20 protein-coding genes are annotated in these 22,134 nt (G+C 64.7%); 12 read left to right on the top strand and 8 right to left on the bottom strand.

Translation table 11 applies throughout. The features are described 5' to 3' along the window. Nucleotides 1-759: an SDR family oxidoreductase gene (locus CH281_RS15640; RefSeq protein ID WP_032371257.1), complete on the top strand. Its 759-nt coding sequence runs from the start codon at nt 1-3 to the stop codon at nt 757-759. A gap of 33 nt (nt 760-792) precedes the next feature. Here the strand turns inward: CH281_RS15640 and CH281_RS15635 are convergent, their stop codons facing one another. The 3 genes from CH281_RS15635 to CH281_RS15625 are packed head-to-tail and all read right to left on the bottom strand — an operon-like array spanning nt 793 to nt 3,072. Then, a complete protein-coding gene (locus tag CH281_RS15635) occupies nt 793-1,038 on the bottom strand; it encodes a DUF2630 family protein (RefSeq protein WP_027496002.1) in 246 nt (81 codons plus the stop codon). 16 nt (nt 1,039-1,054) lie between these two features. After that, the gene (locus tag CH281_RS15630) at nt 1,055-2,311 is read right to left on the bottom strand and encodes a hypothetical protein (RefSeq protein ID WP_094694769.1); all 1,257 of its coding nucleotides are present in this window, start codon (nt 2,309-2,311) and stop codon (nt 1,055-1,057) included. Next, nucleotides 2,308-3,072 carry a crotonase/enoyl-CoA hydratase family protein gene (locus tag CH281_RS15625; RefSeq protein ID WP_027496004.1) on the bottom strand — a complete coding sequence of 255 codons (765 nt, stop codon included), beginning with the start codon at nt 3,070-3,072 and terminating at the stop codon, nt 2,308-2,310. The genes CH281_RS15630 and CH281_RS15625 overlap by 4 nt, the downstream gene beginning before the upstream one ends. A 60-nt stretch (nt 3,073-3,132) precedes the next feature. Between CH281_RS15625 and CH281_RS15620 the strand changes: the two genes are divergently transcribed. Then, complete coding sequence (locus CH281_RS15620; RefSeq protein ID WP_094694767.1) at nt 3,133-3,735, top strand: TetR/AcrR family transcriptional regulator; 603 nt, start codon at nt 3,133-3,135, stop codon at nt 3,733-3,735. Beyond that, entirely contained in the window at nt 3,722-5,338 is a 1,617-nt protein-coding gene (locus CH281_RS15615; protein ID WP_094694765.1) for an acyl-CoA dehydrogenase family protein, read from the top strand. Before CH281_RS15620 ends, CH281_RS15615 begins: the two co-directional genes overlap by 14 nt. Nucleotides 5,339-5,403: 65 nt before the next feature. On the opposite strand, the gene CH281_RS15610 is transcribed toward CH281_RS15615, so the two are convergent. Next, nucleotides 5,404-6,372, bottom strand: a complete 969-nt coding sequence (locus CH281_RS15610; RefSeq protein WP_094694763.1) for a type IV toxin-antitoxin system AbiEi family antitoxin domain-containing protein — start codon at nt 6,370-6,372, stop codon at nt 5,404-5,406. A gap of 154 nt (nt 6,373-6,526) precedes the next feature. Then, nucleotides 6,527-8,176: a glucose-6-phosphate isomerase gene (gene pgi / locus CH281_RS15605; protein ID WP_094694761.1), complete on the bottom strand. Its 1,650-nt coding sequence runs from the start codon at nt 8,174-8,176 to the stop codon at nt 6,527-6,529. A gap of 83 nt (nt 8,177-8,259) precedes the next feature. Here pgi and CH281_RS15600 point away from each other — a divergent pair, with 83 nt between their 5' ends. Then, entirely contained in the window at nt 8,260-9,711 is a 1,452-nt protein-coding gene (locus CH281_RS15600) for an NAD-dependent succinate-semialdehyde dehydrogenase (protein ID WP_094694829.1), read from the top strand. Nucleotides 9,712-9,755: 44 nt separating this feature from the next. Here CH281_RS15600 and CH281_RS15595 read toward each other — a convergent pair whose 3' ends face one another. Beyond that, a complete protein-coding gene (locus tag CH281_RS15595) occupies nt 9,756-10,046 on the bottom strand; it encodes a chorismate mutase (RefSeq protein ID WP_027496010.1) in 291 nt (96 codons plus the stop codon). A 328-nt stretch (nt 10,047-10,374) separates the two neighbouring features. Here CH281_RS15595 and pcrA point away from each other — a divergent pair, with 328 nt between their 5' ends. After that, entirely contained in the window at nt 10,375-12,864 is a 2,490-nt protein-coding gene (gene pcrA, locus CH281_RS15590) for a DNA helicase PcrA (RefSeq protein WP_094694759.1), read from the top strand. A gap of 73 nt (nt 12,865-12,937) precedes the next feature. On the opposite strand, the gene CH281_RS15585 is transcribed toward pcrA, so the two are convergent. Next, nucleotides 12,938-13,942 (bottom strand): M23 family metallopeptidase, encoded by a 1,005-nt coding sequence (locus CH281_RS15585; RefSeq protein WP_032365931.1) that lies wholly within the window; start codon nt 13,940-13,942, stop codon nt 12,938-12,940. A 232-nt stretch (nt 13,943-14,174) separates the two neighbouring features. Between CH281_RS15585 and CH281_RS15580 the strand changes: the two genes are divergently transcribed. From CH281_RS15580 to sucD, 3 genes are all read left to right on the top strand, one after another. Beyond that, nucleotides 14,175-16,037: a hypothetical protein gene (locus tag CH281_RS15580; protein WP_256983597.1), complete on the top strand. Its 1,863-nt coding sequence runs from the start codon at nt 14,175-14,177 to the stop codon at nt 16,035-16,037. A 146-nt stretch (nt 16,038-16,183) separates the two neighbouring features. Then, complete coding sequence (gene sucC, locus CH281_RS15575; RefSeq protein WP_027496014.1) at nt 16,184-17,347, top strand: ADP-forming succinate--CoA ligase subunit beta; 1,164 nt, start codon at nt 16,184-16,186, stop codon at nt 17,345-17,347. Between the two features lie 8 nt (nt 17,348-17,355). Next, nucleotides 17,356-18,267 (top strand): succinate--CoA ligase subunit alpha, encoded by a 912-nt coding sequence (gene sucD / locus CH281_RS15570; RefSeq protein WP_027496015.1) that lies wholly within the window; start codon nt 17,356-17,358, stop codon nt 18,265-18,267. Between the two features lie 117 nt (nt 18,268-18,384). On the opposite strand, the gene CH281_RS26915 is transcribed toward sucD, so the two are convergent. Continuing rightward, complete coding sequence (locus CH281_RS26915; protein ID WP_155288490.1) at nt 18,385-18,558, bottom strand: hypothetical protein; 174 nt, start codon at nt 18,556-18,558, stop codon at nt 18,385-18,387. Between the two features lie 155 nt (nt 18,559-18,713). Between CH281_RS26915 and CH281_RS15565 the strand changes: the two genes are divergently transcribed. From CH281_RS15565 to sfnG, 4 genes are all read left to right on the top strand, one after another. Next, the gene (locus CH281_RS15565; protein ID WP_027496016.1) at nt 18,714-19,202 is read left to right on the top strand and encodes a hypothetical protein; all 489 of its coding nucleotides are present in this window, start codon (nt 18,714-18,716) and stop codon (nt 19,200-19,202) included. A 9-nt stretch (nt 19,203-19,211) separates the two neighbouring features. Next, on the top strand, nt 19,212-19,553 hold the full coding sequence (locus CH281_RS15560) for a DUF2200 domain-containing protein (protein WP_094694757.1): 342 nt from the start codon (nt 19,212-19,214) through the stop codon (nt 19,551-19,553). A gap of 65 nt (nt 19,554-19,618) precedes the next feature. Continuing rightward, complete coding sequence (locus CH281_RS15555; RefSeq protein ID WP_094694755.1) at nt 19,619-20,842, top strand: acyl-CoA dehydrogenase family protein; 1,224 nt, start codon at nt 19,619-19,621, stop codon at nt 20,840-20,842. Nucleotides 20,843-20,950: 108 nt separating this feature from the next. Further along, nucleotides 20,951-22,075 (top strand): dimethylsulfone monooxygenase SfnG, encoded by a 1,125-nt coding sequence (gene sfnG / locus CH281_RS15550; RefSeq protein WP_057473740.1) that lies wholly within the window; start codon nt 20,951-20,953, stop codon nt 22,073-22,075. Nucleotides 22,076-22,134: the final 59 nt, after the last annotated feature.

The following is a 22,134-nucleotide window of genomic DNA, read 5'->3' as shown; positions in this document are numbered from 1 at the left end:
ATGGCGACCACTCGGAGCAAGATTCTGATCACCGGCGCGAGTTCAGGACTCGGTGAGGAGATGGCGCGCCGCTTCGCAGCCATGGGCCGTGATCTCGCGCTCTGTGCGCGACGGGTCGAGCGGCTCGACGAGCTTCGTTCCGAACTGATGAAGCAGCATCCTGGGATCACCGTGGCGGTGCGCGCACTCGACGTCACCGATCACGATGCTGTAGTGACGGTGTTCGGCGAACTGCGCGACGAGTTGGGCGGCCTGGATCGAGTTGTCGTCAATGCCGGACTCGGCAAGGGTGCGAAAATCGGATCCGGTCGCGCGGACGCCAATCTGCAGACCGCGCGCACCAATTTCGTCGGTGCGCTGTCGCAGGCCGAGGCCGCGTTGGCGATATTCCGGGCCCAGAAGCACGGGCACCTGGTGTTCGTCTCGTCCATCAGCGCCGATCGGGGTCTGCCCGGTGCCAAGGCGACCTACTCGGCCAGCAAAGCGGCGGTGGCCTCTCTGGGAGAATCGTTGGCCACCGAGTTGGCCCGAACCGACATCGTCGTCACGACGCTTCTGCCGGGTTTCATCGCCACCGACATGTCGGCCGGCGCAGGCGACAGTGCTGCTCTCACAGCCACTCTGGACGAAGGCGTCACCGCGATGGTCCGGGCCATCGAAAGCGAAACGCGCCGCGCCGCGCTGCCCGGCCTGAAATGGCGAGGCATCGACGCGGCGCTGCGGTTCCTGCCGAACGTGCTGACGGATCGAATGGTCTGACTGCAGGAGTGGAGCCTGCGGAATGGCCGGACGTTACTGCAGGTATCCCTCGACCTGGTTGACGCTGTTGGCCGTCGCGGAGTCGGGGTCCTTGCCTGCGTCGATGCGTGCGCGGCGCTGCCGGAGCAGGTCCCAGCACTGATCGAGAGCGTGTTCGAGTGACGCGAGCTGCGCCTTCTCGGTGTCGGGGTCGATCTCCCCGGCCTGGGTGTCGGTGCGCAGCTTGTGCTCGGTGGCGATCAGCTGCTGAATCTTGGTGTGGATATCGTGCTCGTTCATGGCTGCAACGGTAGACCTACCAGGGTGTACCGGCCAGGTTTCGCCGCGCCAGAGCGCGGTGCACCGCTGCGGTGAGCTCTGCCGCCGATCCGACCAGCGCGTCGTCGGTGCACACCAGGGAGAGTGTGTAGCGCCCGTCCATCCGGGACAGGTAGGTCGACAGCCTGATCGTCGACAGCGGGATCGGTCCCGTCGGTGCGGGGTGGATCGCGCGGGTGGCCAGACCGCAGGATCGATGTGACCCGAGGGTCGTCAGCGCATGCGGAATGTCGCCGATGTTGGAGCACAACACTTCTCCGCGCCCCGGCGTCGAGGTCAACTTCGCCGCAAGGCGGTGGGGGAGCAGTTGGACAACCTCGGGCGGGTACCCCGCGGGGGCTCCGACGGGCGCGGCGAAGGCAGCTTTGCACGCCGCGCGCACTGCCGTCGGCGAATCGTCTCCGCGAACGTCGACGGTGGCCATACCAATCGAGTTCGCGTCTCCGGATCCGGTGCGGAAGGGGATGTCGACGGTCACCGTGGGTGAGCCGAGTTCTGCCATGGTCGCGGCGACGACGCACACGAACAACGAATTGGGTGAGCCACCGCCGAGCTCGGCAGCCGAATCCCACTGCGCTGCATCGACGTCCACGACCACCGAGAAGGCCCGTCGAACACGGTGGGGGCGTGTGCGATTCGAGTCGGATGCCGTGAACGCGCGCAGCTCGGCCCGAGCCTTCGCGCTCACCCACAGTCGAGCGGTCGCGACGATCGACCGCACGAGCACGGTGACGACCATGCGCAGAGCGTCCGCCGCGTCCGAACCGGGGGAGGCGATCGGTGCGGTTTCTACCGAGCCCGAAAACGACTGTGCGGCAGCGTCGATGAGACCACGGGCATCGGCGAGCGCATGCGAGCACACCAGCGATACGACGGTACCGCCGTCGGCCAGCGGAGCTGCCGTCAACCGCCAGCCCGGTCCGTATTGCGGATCCAACTGCACATCGGCCTGGTGGTCGGCCCACTCGATGGCGTCGTCGACCGGCTCGGAGGCGACCGTCAGCGGCAGCGAGGTGGAACAGACGTCCCATCGGAGCCGGGCACCGGGGATGCGAGGCACGCCGACCTGTCGACCCAGCTGCCCACGTGCGAGCGCAGCGTGTACCCGATCGAGTTCGTCCTGGGTCACCGACTCAGCAGTACGCCAAATACCCTGCAGTGCAATCGGTGTGCCGTACCCGCGATGTGTGCGGAGAAAGATCTCGTCGATCACCGACAGGCGGGTCGAGATCACGGACTGGGGGTACCGTGTCGCCCCGCGCCCGAGGCGAACCGACTCGCTCCGGTGAGCGCGTCGGCGGTGATCGAGATGGCACCGTGCCGAAACTCGTTCTTCAGCGCGGCTTCCTCGTCGAGGCCGTCCTGCTCGAGGACGGACAGCCGGTCCTCGCGCATGCAGGTCTGGGGCAGCAACGCCAGTTCGGCGGCCAGCGCCTCGGCCTCGGATCGGGCACGGCCGACCGGAACCACCCGGGTGATCAGGCCGATGTCCAACGCCTCCTGGGCTGCCACGGCGCGTCCGGTGAGAATCATGTCCATCGCTCGTCCGGTGCCGATGATGCGCGGCAATCGCACTGTGCCGCCGTCGATCAGGGGCACGCCCCAGCGCCGACAGAACACGCCGAAAGTCGCGTCGTCCTCCGCGATGCGTAGGTCGCACCACAGGGCGAGTTCGAGCCCACCCGCGACGGCGTATCCCGACACCGCGGCGATGACCGGCTTGGACAACCGCATTCGTGTCGGGCCCATCGGTCCGTCCCCGTGTTCGGTCGCGTGATTCGAGCGCGGTGTGCCCAGTGCCTTGAGGTCGGCTCCCGAGCAGAACGTGCCGCCCTCGCCCCACAACACGGCGACCGACGCGGATTCGTCGGCATCGAATTCCTCGAAGGCCTGGGTAAGTTCCTGAGCAGTGGGCCCGTCGACGGCGTTGCGAGCCTCCGGGCGTGAGAGGACCACGGTGGTGACGGGGCCTGATCGTTCGATCCGTACCGGCATGGTTACGAACCTACTCGAGTCCCCTTGCGTGAAGCACTGAATCAGTGCTTCAATCCTTCAATGCCCTACCGGCGAACACCCGCAGTGCAAGCCCGGCTCGATGCCGGCCGAACGAGACTGCTTGCTGCCGCTGTCGAGGTCCTGTCCACCAAGGGATACGCGGGCCTGTCGGTGGCCTCGGTCGCCGCGGCCGCAGGCGTGTCCGCGGGCAGCGTCTACACGCACTTCGACGGCAAATCCGACCTGGTCGTCGAGATCTTCCGGCAGGTCTGCACCCGAGAAGTGGCTGCGGTGGTCGCCGTCGCCGCACACGGCAGCACATCCGAGCGAGTCGCCGCGGTGGTGCAGACCTTCGCCGGGCGGGCCCTGAAGAACCGCACGATGGCCTACGCGCTGCTCGCCGAACCGGTCGATCCAGCAGTGGACGCCGAGCGGTTGGTGTTCCGGCGCAAATTCACCGCTGCGTTCGCCGACGCGATCGTGGCAGGAATCGCGGCCGGGGAAATTCCCGATCAGGACGCGGCGATCTCGGCCGCCGGCCTCGTGGGTGCCGTCGGCGAAGTGCTGGTCGGTCCTTTGTCCTCGCACGAGTCCGTGGACGTGGTCCCCGGTCTCGTCGCTTATTCGTTGCGTGCGTTAGGAGTTCGAGATGAACACACATGAGGTCTTCAATCAGGCGACCGACCTGACGCCCTACGACGTGTCCGACGACGCCTCGCTGCTGGACGGCCTCGACCGAGCCGGCGGCGGTTGGGCGCGCGACGAGGTGCGGCGATTGGGCGCTCTCGCAGGCGGAGTCGAGGCCCAGGAGTGGGGCAGGCTCGCGAACGAGAACCCGCCGGTGCTCAGGACTCACGATCGGTACGGCCATCGCGTCGACGAGGTCGAATTCCATCCGCACTGGCACGATCTGATGACCGTCGCGGTGCAGCACGGACTGCACGCCAGCCCGTGGACGGACGACCGAGTGGGTGCGCACGTGGCCCGCGCCGCGAAATTCTACGTATGGGGACAGGCCGAAGCAGGCCACATGTGCCCGATCTCGATGACCTACGCCGTCGTACCGGCGTTGCGGCACAACCCCTCTCTCGCCGCGCAGTTCGAGCCTCCGCTCGCATCCCGGGAGTACGACTTCGGGCTGCGCGAGCCGTCGAGCAAACGCGGCTTGATCGCCGGTATGTCGATGACGGAGAAGCAAGGCGGCTCGGACGTTCGCGCCAACACCACCACCGCTACCCCGTCGTCGGACGGCACCTATTCGATCGTCGGTCACAAATGGTTCACCTCGGCACCGATGTCGGACATGTTCCTGACGTTGGCCCAGGCACCGGGCGGGCTGTCGTGCTTCATGTTGCCGCGGGTGCTGCCCGACGGCACCCGTAACCGAATGATGTTGCAGCGCTTGAAGGACAAGCTCGGCAACAAGTCCAACGCCTCGGGAGAACTGGAGTACGACGGTGCGACCGGCTGGCTCGTCGGCGAGGAGGGCCGCGGGGTGCGCACCATCATCGAGATGGTGAACATGACCCGGCTGGACTGCGTCATCGGCTCTGCTGCCGGTATTCGCAACGCCACCGTGCGTGCAGTCCATCATGCGCGGCACCGAGCCGCGTTCGGAGCTGCGCTCGTCGATCAGCCTCTGATGCGAAACGTATTGGCAGACCTGACCATCGAATCCGAAGCGGCGACCGCGGCCATGATTCGCCTGGCGCAGGCTACCGACGGTTCCGCTCGCGGCGACGAGCAGGAGAGTGCGCTACGCCGAATTGCGTTGGCCATCACCAAGTACTGGGTGTGCAAACGAGCGCCGGCCCACGCCGCCGAAGCACTCGAATGCCTGGGCGGCAACGGTTATGTCGAAGAATCGGGCATGCCTCGGTTGTTCCGCGAATCGCCATTGATGTCGATCTGGGAAGGGTCGGGCAACGTCGCCGCACTCGATTCCCTGCGTGCCTTGGCCCGTCAACCCGACAGTGTCGAGGCCTTCTTCGGTGAGATCGGCAAGGCGTCGGGTGTGGATTCTCGCCTCGACGACGCCATCGCCCGCGTCGGCAAGGAACTCTCCGACACCTCCGACATGGAATACCGGGCCCGCCGCGTCGTCGAACTCATGGCGCTGACCTTCCAAGGCGCACAGTTGGTGATGCACGGAAATCCCGCAGTGGCCGACGCCTTCTGTGCGAGCCGACTCGACCGAGACTGGGGCATTGCCTTCGGCACCCTGCCCGTCGGAGTCGATACCTCAGCTGTGTTGGGTCGGGTGTGACGATTTGGCTCGTGTCCTGCGGATCAGCTCCCCACATTCGTAAATGTGACGCCGATCGGAGTCGGTTATCCGAAACTGGGGAGCTGATCCGCCGCCATCCTCTGGTCGCCGAACCATCCGCTGGGTGCCGGTAGCGCAGCTGCGCGGGCGAAGGCCTGCTCGAAGCGGCGAAGCAGTGCTCGGGGATCGTCGAGTTCACGCCAGTTCCACCGCACGATGACCCAACCCAGTTCGCGAAGTCGGTCCTCGCGATACTTCTCATCCAACAGAACGCGTTTTGAGTCGTACTTCGATTCGCCGTCGAATTCGCCGATGACACCCAGCTCCCAGAACAGGAAGTCGACTCTTCCCACGAAGCGGCCGGCTCCGTCGTGCACCCATTGGTTGAGCAAAGGTGTGGGGAGCGGGAGGGTTTCGAACAGCACTCGGCTGCGCGATTCGCCGACGCTCTCACTACGCCCGTTCATCAGAGACACCGCGCGTCGGGCGGCTGCGATGCCGGTTCGGAATCGTTCGGATTCGACCGCGTGGGCCAGCGCGTCCGAGTCCGTGTGGCCGGATCTCAGTGCACTGTCGCCGACGCATACCGATCGATCCACACTGCTGGTGCGAGCGATGTCCACGACCGTTCGAGCCGCGGTGGTGACCGGGTAGCCGTTGACGGTTGTGCGTTCGGCGGGGTCCAATGTAGTCCCGTGGAGAATTCGGAGCGGGCGACGCTTGCTCGCGTAATCGAGACCGTGTGTCATGTGCACCTTGTCGAGCGGCAGCTTCCAGACGTCGAAGCCCCAGGCGATGGCCGCCGAGACGTGGCTGAGCACTTCGTGCGCCGGTGCGGACATCAGATACGACCGCGCCAGCAGGAAATGACGTTCGGTCAGGCTGGCCTCGTGCATCAGCGTGGTAGGCACATAGAAGCCCGGTCGCAGCACCGACAATTCACCGGCGCGGCGCAGCCTTTTCAGGTCGTCGTCGGTCAACCCGAAAGTAAGTGCGTCAGCTCTGGTGAACAGGTCGGTGTGAGGTAGGTCCATGGATGCTTGGACGCGCCGACCGTCGATTCGGATCCGTATGCAGCGAAAAAGCTCCCCAGTTTCGGATATCCGACGCCGATCGGAGGCATAAATCCGAAACTGGGGAGCTGATCTGCGTCCCGGCCGGGCCCGACCGACCTCAGGCCGACCGAACTCAGGCCGAACGACCCCGCTGCGATCGGTACCAGCGAACCAGGGCGTCGGTGGATGAATCCGATTGCACGGCAGGGGCTTCGGCGTCGGTGAGTACCGGTGTCAGTTCGAGTGCCTGGGTCTTACCGAGTTCGACGCCCCACTGGTCGTAGGAGTCGACTCCCCAGATGACGCCTTCGACGAAGACCTGGTGTTCGTACAGGGCGATCAATTGTCCGACGACGGATGGGGTCAGTTTGGGGGCGAGGATCGAGGTGGACGGTCGGTTGCCCGGCATCACCTTGTGCGGCACCACATCTGCGGGTGTGTCCTCGGCGGCGATTTCCTCGGCGGTCTTGCCGAAGGCGAGCACCTTGGTCTGTGCGAAGAAGTTGCTCATCAGCAGGTCGTGCATCGAGCCGGTGCCGTCACGGGTGGGAAGATTGTCGGTGGGCTCGGCGAAACCGATGAAGTCCGCAGGCACCAAACGTGTTCCCTGGTGCAGCAATTGGTAGAAGGCATGCTGACCGTTGGTACCCGGCTCGCCCCAGAAGATCTCGCCGGTCGGCGTGGTGACGGGGGAGCCGTCGGCCTTGACGGACTTGCCGTTCGACTCCATGGTCAGCTGCTGCAAGTAGGCGGCGAAGCGGGAGAGGTCGTTCGAATACGGCAGCACTGCACGGGTTTCCGCGCCGAAGAAGTTGCTGTACCACAGGCCGATGAGGCCGAGCAGAACCGGTGCGTTCTCGGCGAGAGGCGTCAACCGGAAGTGCTCGTCGATCCGATGGAAACCGTCGAGGAATTCGGCGAACGCCTCTTTGCCGACGACGGCCATGACCGACAGTCCGATTGCCGAGTCCACGGAATAGCGTCCGCCCACCCAGTCCCAGAAGCCGAACATGTTGGCGGTGTCGATGCCGAAGTCCGCGACGCGTTCGGCGTTGGTGGACACGGCGACGAAGTGCTTGGCGACGGCGTCCTCACCGAGTGCGTCGACGAGCCAGCGGCGGGCCGCGGTGGCGTTGGTCAGCGTCTCGAGTGTGGAGAAGGTCTTGGAGGCGATGATGAACAGCGTCGACGCCGGGTTGAGTCCGTCGAGCGCGCCGACGAGATCGGCGGGGTCGACGTTCGAGACGAATTTCGCCGAGATTCCCGCGTCGGCGTAGTGACGGAGTGCGTTGTAGACCATGACCGGGCCCAGATCGGATCCACCGATACCGATGTTGACGACTGTGGAGATCTTCTCGCCGGTGGCACCGACCCATTCGCCCGAACGCACGCGATCGGTGAATTCGCCCATGGCCGTGAGGACTTCGTGCACATCGGCTACGACGTCCTGGCCGTCGACGGTCAACGACGCATCGGCGGGAAGGCGCAGCGCGGTGTGCAGAACAGCGCGATCCTCGGAGGTGTTGATGTGCTCGCCTGCGAACATGGCGTCGCGCTTGCCTTCGACGTCTGCGGTGCGGGCCAGTTCGATCAGCAGGGCGAGAGTCTCGCTGGTGACGCGATGCTTGCTGTAGTCGATGTGAAGATCCGCGGCGGCGAGGGTGAAGGTGCGCCCTCGGTCGGCGTCATCGGCGAACAGAGTTCGGAGATGAGTATCGGCAATCTCGGAGTGGTGATCGGTCAGTTTCTGCCAGGCATCCGTGCCGGTGATATCGACGCTCATACGAACCAACAGTAATCCGGTGCCGAGTCATGCGCGCGTCGTTTGTCGTTTGCATCGGGCGCTGCGGAGGCATCATGGACGGTATGGACCAACGTGCATTGATCGAATCGATTCCGGCAAAACTGTGGATCGGCGGTAAGGCCGTCGACGCCGAGGGCGGTAAGACGTTCGCGGTGAACGATCCGGCGACCGGCAAGCCCCTGACGGAGGTGGCGGACGCATCTCCGGCCGACGCGATGAAGGCCCTCGACGCGGCTGCTGCGGCGCAGAAGAGCTGGGCGGCAACACCTGCCCGCGAACGCAGTGAAATTCTTCGAGCGGCGTTCGAGAAGGTCACCGAGCGTGCCGACGACATCGCGCTGTTGATGACTCTGGAAATGGGCAAGGCCCTCGCGGAGTCGAAGGCCGAGGTGAAATACGGCGCGGAGTTCTTCCGGTGGTTCGCCGAGGAAGCAGTGCGCATCGGCGGTCGATACACCCCGGCCCCGGCAGGCAACGGCCGCATTCTCGTGACGAAGGCTCCGGTCGGCCCCGTACTGGCGATCACCCCGTGGAACTTTCCGTTGGCGATGGGCACCAGGAAGATCGGGCCCGCTCTGGCCGCCGGCTGCACCATCGTGGTCAAGCCGGCCCGGGAGACCCCGCTGACGATGTTGCTGCTCGCGCAGATCTTCGACGAGGTCGGCCTGCCGGAGGGCGTGCTCTCCGTGCTGACGACGTCGAAGTCCGGCGACGTCACCGGGCCGCTGTTGGAAGATCCTCGACTCCGCAAACTCACCTTCACCGGATCCACCGGCGTCGGCAAATCGCTCGTCGAGAAGTCCGCGACGAGGTTGCTACGGACGTCGATGGAACTCGGTGGCAATGCCCCGTTCGTCGTGTTCGACGACGCGAACATCGACGACGCAGTGGACGGCGCGATGCTGGCGAAGATGCGCAACGGCGGCGAGGCCTGCACGGCGGCGAACCGGCTGCACGTGCACAACAGCGTGCGTGAGGAATTCACCACCAAGTTGGTGGCGAAGATGTCCGAGATGAAACTCGGACCCGGCGTCGACCCCGACACCAAGCTCGGCCCGCTGATCAACGCAGACCAGCTCGAGACCGTGCAGGAGCTCGTCGACGATGCAGTGAAGAAGGGCGCGACGGTAGCGCTCGGCGGTAGCGCACCGGGTGGCGACGGCTACTTCTACCCGGCGACCGTGCTCACCGACATGCCGACGTCGGCCCGCATTCTGAAGGAAGAAGTGTTCGGCCCGGTGGCCCCGATCGTCGGATTCGACACCGAACAGGAAGGAATCGACGCAGCCAACGCCACCGAGTACGGCCTAGCGTCGTACATCTACACCGAGAGCCTGGATCGCGCGCTACGAGTGGCCGACGCGATCGACAGCGGCATGGTGGGTGTCAACCGCGGAGTGATCTCGGACGCGGCAGCACCGTTCGGTGGGGTCAAAGAATCCGGATTCGGCCGTGAGGGCGGATCCGAGGGAATCGAGGAATACCTCGAGACCAAGTACATCGCACTGAAGTAGAGCATCGGTTGGGCGTGCATCCTGCGCGCCCAACCGGGGTTCGGTCAGTGGCCGAGGCGACCGCGGCCGAGGCGGAGCAGGAGCATGGCCAGCGTGTGGCCTTCCTGACCGAGGCTGCTGAAACGCTCGAGAACTTTCATCTCACGGCTGTGCACGAGGCGCGGGCCGCCGGACGCCATGCGGGTGCGTCCGATGATCTGCGAGACCTCGGAGCGACGCCGCACTGCCGCGAGAATCTCGGCGTCGAGACGATCGATCTCCTGACGCAGATCGTTGATCTCGGCTTCGCTGGAAGGCAATGCAGTCTCTGAATCGATCTTCGTCGTCATAGCCATCGTCTCTCCTCGGGTCACATCTTGGATCGTTGCGTCGTCCGGCACCGTTACGCCTTTCGTATTCGGAACTGCAGCGGCTGTCGGCTGGGTTTCGTCTCGAAGGACCGAGATCGACGAGATTCCCGCCGGGAAAGCTGGGGCGTTACGACTGTCGACAGGCTCCCGCTCGTCCGGCTGCGCAGTGGCCGATCCGACGCAAGCGATGACGCACGACTTTTTCGATCACCGATCCAGTGTGCCACGGGGTAACCGTCCTGAAAAGTCGGAGATGACGCCGACGACCACGGGATGTGGGTTTGTCGGTACGCGCCGGTAGCCTGGCCAGACGATGAACACATTCCTCCAGGGCCTCGAGTCCCGTAAGAACTCCTCGTCCGACGCGCTGCTGGAGGGGCTCAATCCTCAGCAGCGCGAGGCCGTCGTACATACGGGATCGCCGCTGCTCATCGTGGCCGGTGCAGGCTCGGGCAAGACAGCGGTGCTGACGCGTCGCATCGCATATCTGCTCGCGGAGCGGGGGGTGTCGCCGGGGCAGGTCCTGGCGATCACGTTCACCAACAAGGCCGCCGCCGAGATGCGCGAGCGAGTGGCAGGTCTGGTGGGGCCGCGGGCGAACGCCATGTGGGTGTCGACGTTCCACTCCAGCTGCGTGCGCATCCTGCGCGCCCAGGCGGCATTGTTGCCGGGATTGAACTCCAACTTCTCGATCTACGACGCGGACGACTCACGCCGGCTGCTGACGATGATCTCCAAAGACCTGCAGATCGACACCAAGAAGTTCTCGGCTCGTCTGCTCTCGACGGCGATCTCCAACCTCAAGAACGAGCTGATCGGCCCGGACAAGGCCGCCGAGGACGCCGACGGCGACCCTGCCGAGCTGCCCCGACTCGTCGCGAAGGTCTATCGCATCTATCAGCAGCGTCTGCGCGCAGCCAACGCCATGGACTTCGACGACCTCATCGGCGAAACGGTGGGAATTCTGCAGGCCTTCCCGCAGGTGGCGCAGTACTACCGACGCCGGTTCCGGCACGTACTGGTCGACGAGTACCAGGACACCAACCACGCCCAGTACATGCTGGTTCGCGAACTCGTCGGCACGCCCGATGCAGACGGCGCGCTCGAGGGCACCGTCGCGCCGGGTGAACTCTGCGTGGTGGGTGACGCCGATCAATCGATCTACGCATTCCGCGGCGCGACCATTCGCAACATCGAGGAGTTCGAACGCGACTACCCCGACGCTCGCACCATTCTGCTCGAGCAGAACTACCGATCGACGCAGAACATTCTGTCGGCGGCCAATGCCGTCATCTCGCGCAACATCGGACGACGCGAGAAGAAGTTGTGGACCGACACCGGTGAAGGCGAACTGATCGTCGGGTACGTCGCCGACAACGAGCACGACGAGGCGTCGTTCGTCGCGTCGGAAATCGATCGTCTCGTCGACAGCGGGGATGTGCGTTTCGACGAGGTGGCAGTGTTCTACCGGACGAACAACTCCTCGCGCGCGCTCGAAGAGATCTTCATTCGTCTGGGTCTGCCGTACAAAGTCGTCGGCGGCGTCCGGTTCTACGAGCGCAAGGAGGTCCGTGACCTCGTTGCGTACCTGCGCGTGCTGTCCAACGAAGACGACACCGTCAGCATGCGGCGCATCCTCAATACCCCCCGACGCGGCATCGGAGACCGCGCCGAGGCGTGTGTGGCCGTACACGCCGAGCAACGCGACATCAGCTTCTCGCGAGCGCTGCACGACGCGGCCGCGGGCAAGGTGGCGTTGCTCAACTCGCGGCAGCAGAAGTTGATCGCTCAGTTCATGGAACTGCTCGACGAGTTGCGTGCCGTACTGACGGCCACCGACGGAGACGGCAACGACATCGCCGATATCGGTGACGTCGTCGAAGCAGTTCTGGACCGCACCGGCTATCGCGCCGAGCTCGAAGCCAGCAGCGACCCGCAGGACGGTGCTCGCCTGGACAACCTCAACGAATTGGTCAGCGTCGCACGAGAGTTCACGTCGGAGGCGCGCAACCAGGCCGCAGTGGCCGAAGAGGCGCTCGAAACAGGTGACGACCGAAACGACGAGGACGGCGGAGTCGACGGTCTGGCCGAGCCCGGTTCGTTGGCCGCGTTCCTCGAACGGGTTTCTCTGGTTGCCGATACCGATCAGATCCCCGACTCGGGCACCGGCGTCGTGACGTTGATGACGCTGCACACCGCCAAGGGGCTGGAATTCCCGGTCGTCTTCGTCACCGGGTGGGAGGACGGCCAGTTCCCGCACATGCGTGCGCTCGGTGATCCGAACGAGCTGTCCGAGGAACGACGCTTGGCGTACGTGGGCATCACTCGCGCGCGGCAGCGGCTCTATCTCACGCGCGCGATCATGAGGTCGGCGTGGGGTCAGCCCATCGCCAACCCGGAATCACGCTTCCTGCAAGAGGTTCCTCAACATCTGATCGACTGGCGTCGCGAAGACCCGGGCACCGGCGGCGGCCGCGCAATCGGCGGCGGTAGATCCGGCAGCTACGGATCGAACAGTTACGGCTCGGGCGGCGGTTACGGCTCGGGCAACTACGGCTCCGGTAGCTACGGCGGGTCGTCGAGTCGTAGCCAGAGTACGTCTCCGAGCTTCGGTGCCGCGAAGGGCCGAAACTCCAATCTGGTTCTGGCCGTGGGTGATCGAGTCAGCCACGACAAGTATGGACTGGGTACGGTGCTCGAATCCACGGGTGCCGGAGTCAAGGCGATGGTGCTGATCGATTTCGGCTCGGCAGGTCGCGTCAAGATGATGCTCATCGGCGGCGTTCCGATGACCAAGCTGTAGAAGTCCCGACAATGCGAAAGCCGGGCCCTGCGAAAGCGGGGTCCGGCTTTGTTGTGAAGCGGTGAAGAAGGACTCAGTCCATTTCGGGTCCGAGGGAGATTCCTCGGGACGCGAGCCAGGGGAGGGGATCGATCTTGACCTCACCCGGGAGATGAACCTCGAAGTGCAGGTGCGGGCCGGTGGAGAAGCCACGGTTGCCCATGGTTGCGATCTGGTCGCCGGCCATGACGTCCTGGCCCACGGTGACTGTCGAGGTGTCGATGTGGCCGTAGACCGTGATCGTGCCGTCGGCGTGCTGCAGGCGAACCCACATTCCGAAGCCCGACGCGGGACCGGAATCGATCACCTTGCCGTCGGCGACGGCGTAGATGGGGGTTCCGATGGCATTGGCGACGTCGACGCCGGCATGCAGGACGCCCCATCGAGTGCCGAAGTTGGAGGTGTACGTGCCCTGCGCCGGGAGGGAGAACAGTGGGCGACGGGCTGCGGCCTCGCGTGCGGCCCGCTCTTCGCTGAAACGCTGGCCCTTGGCGAGCAGGTCGTTGAACTGGCTGAGGTCGACCGGCGCGGCGACGCTGAGGATCTGCGGTGCCTGCGAGGGAGTTGCGCTCGAAGCGTCGGCTACCGGCTCGTCGGCCTGCGGTGCGGTGGTGGCTGCGAGTGCTGCGGCGGCCGGTGCTTCACCCGCGGCGAGTGCGTACTCGGAGGTGGCGACTGCGGTGGGCGCATCGTCGTTGATGACGGCTTGCCCTGCGGCAACGACGGCACCGGCGGCCACGGCCAGCACGGCGGCGCGACCCTTCAGTGCAGTCGGAGGAACGGGGATGCGGTGCGCTCCGCCGCGACGAGCCACGGGTGCGGCGTCTGCGGTGGTTGCGTAGGTCGTGACGACGGTCGGTGTCTCGTCGGCTGCTACTGCACCGGCGAAATCGGCTTCGACGTACTCGTACGTGGGGTAGGAATAGGCCTCGTATGCACTCGGCTCGGTGGTGGGCTCGTAGCTGTACACCGTGGTCGCGTCGTCCGCCGTCGGGCGAGAGAATCGGCTGGAAGTAAAGGACGCGCGGTGCTGCTGCAAGACCTACAACCTCCGATATCTGTGACCTGGCCGTTACTGAAAGACTCGGCAGACGGTAACGAAATGGTTGCGGCGCGCGCAAGTTAACAGCCGAAACCAAGGCAATATGTGAGATGGCTCACAGGGTGACCAGGGTTTATGTGGTGACACGCCACATCCGTAATCGGACACGAATGCGGCACGCACCGTGACCGACGGCTCGGGGCGCGACCGAGCCGATACCGTCCTACGGGTGCCGACCCCCACCTTCGACGACTCGTCCGCCCACGGCTCCGACCGAGCCGAACCGCAACGTATAGCGCCGCAGGATGCCCGCGGCGGCGTGGAGGATCATTCGCCCACGTCGCGCATCGTCGTCGCCGTCGTGCTCGCTGTCGTCGCCGCACTGTGTGCCGCTGCAGCTCCGTTGATCGGCGTCGTCCAGGCCGTCGACGGTTCGCCGGTGGGCGACGGGGTCTCGTCGGCCGCTGTGCTGGCCGTTGCGCTCCCGGTCGTGGTGGCGGTTGCCGGCGCCGTCAGTGCTGCGATGCGACGCGTCGAATTCGGTGCCGCTCTGCTCGCAGGCTTCGGCGCGGTGACGCTCGGAATTGCGATCCTCGATCTCGCTGTGCTGTCCGATCCGATCGATGCGAACCGGCTCGAGCTGTTCCGTCCCCTGAGCGCCGCGATGCTCGACGCCACCCTCGGCTCTCATGTTCTGCTCGCCGGTCACGCTGCGTCGGTTCTGGCGGGTGCGGCGGGGTGGTCGGCAGTGCATCGTGCAGCGCTCGGTGACGGGTACGGACATTCGGTCTACTCGGAGCACGTGGGACGAGCGACAGCGGGCCGGGTGGGTCCGCTGTTGTCGATCCTGCTCGGAGCGTTCGGTGTCGTGGCCGCCGCAGCGGCATTCGCCTCGCTGTACCGGTCGGCCGATCCGGTGGTGATCGTCTCGGCGGTGGTGGAGTCGCCGGTGTTCGTGGCGGTGGGGTCCGCGCTGGTCGGAATCGGCGCACTCGTGGTCACGGCCTCGGCGTTGGCGTCGCTCTCGCCGGTGGTCGCGTCCGGTGCCGCCGTCGGCGCGGGTCTCGGGGTCCTCTCGTTCGCGGGTGTCGGTCTGCTCGCTGGAGTGGCTACCGGTGCTCGGATCGAGGCCGGCCTCGGGGCATACCTCGGCACCGTTGCCGGGCTCGGATTGACCGTCGGAGGCGCTGTACTCGCACCTGTTGCCTCCGGCCGTGATCGCCGCGCTCTGGCGGCGGCGCGATCCGTCGCCGAGGGTGGTCGGGGTCCGCGCGGGGTCTCGGGGCCCGGCACCACGAGGTGGCATGCGGCAGCAGGCAGTGCGGGCGTAGTTGCCGGCGTACTGCTGGTGGTGGGGTCCCTGTTGCCGATTCTCGAAACCGACGCCGCAGGAACTGCGCCCACGATCCTGGCGACCCGCGTGGTGCTCATAGCGGGCTTTGTCTCGATTCTGGCCTCGGTGCCGCTGCTGTTCTCCGAGTTCGCTGCGGCGGCTCGTCCGTTCTTGTCCGTCTTCTGGCTCGCCGCGGTGTCGGCCGCGGCGGCCGTGTTGCAGTCGGTGGTGCTGGCCGAGGATCTCGCGGGCGTCGATACCGGGACGGGTGCTCTGCTGATCATCGCGGGCGTCGTGTTCGCGGCCGTCGCCGGACTGCTGGCCCTGTTCGCCGGATCGGCCGAGCGTGACGACGTCGACACGTCCGAGGATGCGGCCACTTACTTCCCGGTGCTGGGAACTGCGCTCGTCGGGGCCCTTCTACTGGCAGTCGGATTGGCCCTGCCCCTGTATCGAGGCAGCGATCTGACCGCGGCGACCATCACCGAGTTCCCGTGGGGTTGGGACACCTGGGGGCAGCTGCTGCTCGCTGTCGGCGTCGTCGTCGCCGCCCTCGTTGCCGCCCGGGCCCGCCCCGCGCGTGGCAGCGTTCTGCTCGCCGGCGCGGCCGTCGCGGGTGTCGTTCATCTCGCGTCGTGGCCACTGACGTCCGCTCGCGCAGCCGACCCGGAGATGGGGCCCGGTGTGGTGCCATCGGTCGCCGGAATCGTCGTTCTCGGTGTCGCGGCGGCACTTTCGGCTCGTCGCACCGATCGGTGACGCCGGTTTCACTGCGGCCGCAGCGGTGAGATAGACCACATAGCATCCATGCGCCCGATGCGCCGTCGGGGCACCTGGATAAAGTCCATGCTCAGACCCGCTCACACCCCTGGAGCGGGCGTCAACGTAGACGAGACGGTGAGCTGATGGATCTCTTCGAATACCAGGCGAAGGAATTGTTCGCCAAGCATGGCGTACCCACCTCCGCCGGTCGTGTCACCGACACGGTCGCCGGAGCAACACAGATTGCCGAAGAAATCGGCAAGCCAGTAATGGTCAAGGCGCAGGTCAAGGTCGGCGGCCGCGGCAAGGCCGGCGGCGTCAAGTACTCCAAGGACGTCGCAGCAGCAACCGAGAACGCCGAAGCGATTCTCGGACTCGACATCAAGGGCCATGTCGTCAAGAAGCTTCTCGTCGCAGAAGCCTCCGACATCGCCGAGGAGTACTACATCTCCTTCCTGCTCGATCGCACCAACCGCACCTACCTCGCGATGTGTTCGGTCGAAGGTGGAGTCGAGATCGAGGTGACGGCGGAGGAGAACCCCGACGCACTCGCACGTATCCCCGTCGACGCAGTCAAGGGCGTCGACCTCGCGTTCGCTCGTGAGATCGCCGAGAAGGGCAAGCTGCCCGCCGAGGTGCTCGACGCCGCTGCGGTGACCATCCAGAAGCTGTGGGAGGTCTTCATCAACGAAGACGCTCTCCTGGTCGAGGTCAACCCGCTGGTTCGCACCCCCGACGATCAGATCCTCGCCCTCGACGGCAAGGTCACGCTCGACGCCAATGCAGACTTCCGCCAGCCCGGCCACGCCGAGTTCGAGGACAAGGACGCAGCCGATCCCCTCGAGGCCAAGGCCAAGGAGAACGACCTCAACTACGTCAAGCTCGACGGACAGGTCGGCATCATCGGAAACGGTGCCGGACTGGTCATGTCGACCCTCGACGTGGTCGCATACGCAGGCGAGGCACACGGCGGCGTCAAGCCGGCCAACTTCCTCGACATCGGCGGCGGCGCTTCGGCCGAGGTCATGGCCGCAGGCCTCGACGTCATCCTCGGTGACGAGCAGGTCAAGAGCGTGTTCGTCAACGTCTTCGGTGGCATCACCGCGTGTGACGCAGTGGCCAACGGCATCGTCGGCGCGCTGAAGAAGCTGGGCGACGACGCCAACAAGCCGCTGGTCGTCCGTCTCGACGGCAACAAGGTCGAAGAGGGCCGCAAGATTCTCGCCGACGCCGCGCACCCGCTGGTGACGCTCGCCGGAACCATGGACGAGGGCGCCGACAAGGCCGCCGAGCTGGCAGCGAAGTAGAGGAAACAATGTCTATCTTTCTGAACAAGGACAACAAGGTCATCGTCCAGGGCATCACCGGCGGCGAAGGCACCAAGCACACCGCCCTGATGCTCAAGGCCGGCACCCAGGTCGTCGGTGGCGTCAACGCACGCAAGGCCGGAACCACGGTCAAGCACGTCGACGCGCAGGGCAACGACATCGAATTGCCGGTGTTCGCTTCGGTTTCCGAGGCCATGGAGAAGACCGGAGCCGACGTGTCCATCGCGTTCGTGCCGCCGGCATTCTCCAAGGACGCCATCGTCGAAGCGATCGACGCGGAGATCCCGCTGCTCGTCGTCATCACCGAGGGCATCCCCGTGCAGGACTCCGCATACGCGTGGGCCTACAACGTGGAGAAGGGCAAGAAGACCCGCATCATCGGGCCGAACTGCCCCGGAATCATCACTCCCGGTGAGGCATTGGTCGGCATCACGCCCGCCAACATCTCGGGAACCGGCCCCATCGGCCTGGTCTCCAAGAGTGGCACCCTGACCTACCAGATGATGTTCGAGCTCCGCGACTTCGGATTCTCGACGGCCATCGGCATCGGCGGCGACCCCGTCATCGGAACCACCCACATCGACGCCATCGAGGCGTTCGAGGCGGACCCCGACACCAAGATCATCGTCATGATCGGCGAGATCGGCGGCGACGCCGAAGAGCGTGCAGCCGACTACATCAAGGCCAACGTGACCAAGCCGGTCGTCGGCTACGTCGCAGGCTTCACCGCTCCCGAGGGCAAGACCATGGGCCACGCCGGCGCCATCGTCTCCGGCTCGCTGGGAACGGCACAGGCGAAGAAGGACGCACTCGAGGCCGCAGGCGTCAAGGTCGGCAAGACGCCGTCCGAGACCGCTGCCCTCGCGCGCGAAATCCTGGAATCGCTGTCTGTGAAGTAACTTTCAGTACGCGAAAGCCCGCCACCGATTCGGTGGCGGGCTTTTTCGTGCCCCAATCCCTTGTGCGCGTTTTGCGTACCTGAAGGTACGCAAAACGCGCACGACGTATGGGCAGCGCTATTCGGTCTCGAACTTGTCCACTCGCCACAGGACGAACACTGTCATCGCTCCGAACAGCGCCGCCGCGAGTGCGTAGTAGAGCGATTCGAAAGTTCCTGCAGCCCATGCCAGGACGATCGCGGACATCAGAAACAACGCGACTTTGAAGTACTCGAACCTCTTGCGTGTCATGTCTTGCCCTCCCGTTCGACGATGTCGCTGCCCATTCTTCCTGAAAAGTGTTGTGTTGCATAGTAATTGAAATTCACAGCGAAGGTAAAGGGGAGTCAATAGCTAAAGTAACGACATCATGTCACAATCTCTGTGACACCGTTCGGGGAGGGCTGATGTCGGAATTTCTGCACCGTCTGTATCGACAGGGGTGGCACGCGGACCCGGCTGTACGACCGGTCGGCCGGTTGATGATCGCGGCCATGGTGGTCTCGTGTCTGTATGCACTCGCCTCGGTGGCGCTGGCGAAGTCGCTGGCGGATTTCCAGATGCATCGACAGGGCATGGACGACGACTCCCTTCCGGCCTCGGCGAAAGCGATCGTCTACGGGGCCTACTCGCTGCGGGTGATCACTGTGGTCAGCCTGATCTTCGGCTACTCGTATCTTGTCCAGCGACTCTCCAGGCGCAGTCCATCCGAACATCGGCTCTTGTTGAGCTGGAGCATCTTCGGAGTTGCTGCCTACTCCTACCTGATCTTCACCCCGAATCTTCCGTGGACCCACGTGGTGCAAGCGGTTCAAATGGTCATCCTGCTGGCGGTCGCAGTGCTGCTGTTCACGCCTCGTGTGCGGGCCTACTTCGCGGGCGCGTCGGTGGACTAGATTGGCCCCGTGCACAACATCTTCACCACCGCCTTCGTGACGGTCCATCGGCTCTACATCAACAAGGTGGAGCGAAAGGGCCGCACCGAAGCGGAGGTCGACGAGATCGTCCGGTGGTTCACCGGGTTCGATCAAGCGACGCTGAAGGAACACCTCGAGGCCGAGACGACATTCGAGGACTTCTTCGCGGCGGCGAAGCTCAACCCGAACGCGACGCTGATCACCGGAGTTGTCTGCGGCATCCGCGTCGAGAACGTCGAAGATCCCCTGATGAAGAAAATCCGATTGCTGGACAAGCTGATCGACGAGCTGGCCAAGGGCAAGAAGATGGAGAAAATTCTGCGTGGGTGATCCCGTTAGAATCACGCTGAATCGAACTGTGGTCATTGCTTCGACGCGGGACTTCACTGTGCGTCATGACAACTACCGAAAATCGTGCACTCGCCAAGAACTGGCCCGACGCTCCCACCACTGCTGCCGGATGGATTTCCCGCGCAGGTGAAGTAGCGCAGCTGCTCGCTGTCGATGCCGTTGCCCGCGACAAGGGTCGTGAGCTTCCGTCCGCAGAGGTTCAGTTGCTCAAGGACGCCGGGCTCGTCACGCTGCTCGGTCCCGTCGAGCACGGTGGCGGCGGCCAGGATTGGCCCACGGCCTACCAGGTGATTCGCACCGTCTCGAAGGCTGATGGCTCGATCGGTCAGCTGCTGGGCTACCACCTTCTCTGGTTCTGGGCCGCGCGTCTGGTCGGTACCCCCGAGCAGATCGAGGCCGTCGAAGCCGATGCCACGAAGAACAAGTGGTTCTTCGGCGGTGCTGTCAATCCCCGCGACAACGACGTGTCGGTCACCGACGAGGGCGACACCATCGTGTTCGACGGTTCCAAGACGTTCTCCACCGGCAGTCGTGTCTCGGACGTGACCGTGCTCGAAGGTGCGCTCGAGGGCAGCACCGATCACGTGTTCGCAATCGTGCCGTCGAACATCGAGGGTCTGTCCTTCCACGACGACTGGGACAACATCGGCCAGCGTCAGACCGAAAGTGGCAGCGTCACGATCGACAAGGTTCGCGTCGACTGGGCAAGTGCAGCGGGGTTCGTGGACAAAGTGTTTCAGCCACGCGTCTACAACACCCTCAATGTTCCGACCATCCAGTTGGTGTTCGTCAACTTCTACCTCGGAATCGCGAGGGGTGCTCTCGAGGAAGCCGCGTCGTACACCAAGGACAAGACTCGCGCGTGGCTGCACAGCACGGTGGACAAGGCCGTCGACGAGCCGTACATCATCGACATCTACGGCGATCTGACTGCCAAACTGTGGGCCGTCGAGGCTCTGGCCGACGCAGTGGCGTTGGAAGGCCAGAAGATTCACGACAACGCGTGGAACGTCACCGCCGAGGAGCGCGGTGACCACGAGGTCCGGGTGGCCGCAGTCAAGGCTCGCGCCACCGAAGTCTCGCTCGAGATCACCTCGACCGTGTTCGAGGCCCTCGGTGCCCGCGCCACGGCCAGCAAGTACGGGTTCGATCGCTTCTGGCGCAACGTCCGTACCCACACCCTGCACGATCCGGTTGCCTACAAGCGACGCGAAGTCGGCCGCTGGGTGCTCACCGGGGAGCTGCCCGAGCCCACCTGGTACTCGTAGTCCCGACATCTCCGGCCCCGATCCGACCCCCGATTTCCGGATGAATGTGCCATCCACGCCATCTGAGTGCGTGGGTGGCACATTCATCCGATGAAGGATGACGCACACATGAGCACCGAAAAGATCGCCGACGCAATCAAGTTCGCATACTGGGTTCCCAACGTCTCGGGTGGCCTGGTCACCAGCACCATCGAGCAACGGACCAGTTGGGACTACGAGTACAACAAGAAGCTGGCGCAGACCGCCGAGAACAACGGCTTCGAGTACGCGCTCAGTCAGGTCCGTTACGAGGCGAGCTACGGGGCCGAGTTCCAGCACGAGTCGACGAGCTTCTCGCTCGCGTTGCTGTTGGCCACCGAACGTCTGAAAGTCATTGCCGCCGTGCATCCCGGGCTCTGGCAGCCTGCCGTATTGGCCAAGCTCGGCGCTACCGCGGACCACCTCTCGAACGGACGTTTTGCGGTCAACGTCGTCAGTGGTTGGTTCAAGGACGAGTTCACCCATCTCGGTGAGCCGTGGCTCGAGCACGACGAAAGATACCGTCGCAGCGCCGAATTCCTGCAGGTACTGCGCAAGATCTGGACCGAGGACGACGTGGATTTCCGGGGCGATTTCTATCGGATCCACGATTTCACGCTGAAGCCGAAGCCGCTCAACACCCCGGAACGGCCCAATCCTGAACTCTTCCAAGGTGGTAACTCGTCCGCCGCGCAGGAGAATGCCGGCCGGTACTCGGATTGGTACTTCAGCAACGGCAAGGATTTCGACGGCGTCACCGAGCAGCTCGACAACCTGCGTCGGGTCGCGCGCGATCACCGACGTGAGGTCAAGTTCGGGCTCAACGGATTCATCATCGCGCGAGACAGCGAGAAGGAAGCGCGAGATACGTTGCGAGAGATCATCGACAAGGCCAACAAGCCTGCCGTCGAGGGTTTCAGAGGTGCGGTGCAGCAGGCGGGCAATTCGACGGCCGACAAGAAGGGGATGTGGGCCGACTCGACGTTCGAGGACCTCGTTCAGTACAACGACGGGTTCAAGACGCAGTTGATCGGCACCCCGGAGCAGGTTGCCGAACGCATCGTCGCCTACCGACGCCTCGGCGTCGACCTCGTTCTCGGAGGCTTCCTGCACTTTCAGGAGGAAATCGAATACTTCGGAGGAAAGGTGCTGCCGCTGGTGCGGGAGCTCGAAGCGGCCGAATCGAACGACCACGAGTTGGTCACGTCCCACTGACCTGGAGTTCCTCGAGCGGTCGGGTCCGTGCAGTAGCGTGAGATCTCGGACCCGACCGA

The organism is Rhodococcus sp. 06-221-2 (genome assembly GCF_002258365.1).
Taxonomy (GTDB): Bacteria; Actinomycetota; Actinomycetes; order Mycobacteriales; family Mycobacteriaceae; genus Rhodococcoides; species Rhodococcoides fascians.
The sequence above is the reverse complement of the archived record's forward strand: the minus strand, read 5'-3'. Positions and strand labels throughout refer to the sequence as shown.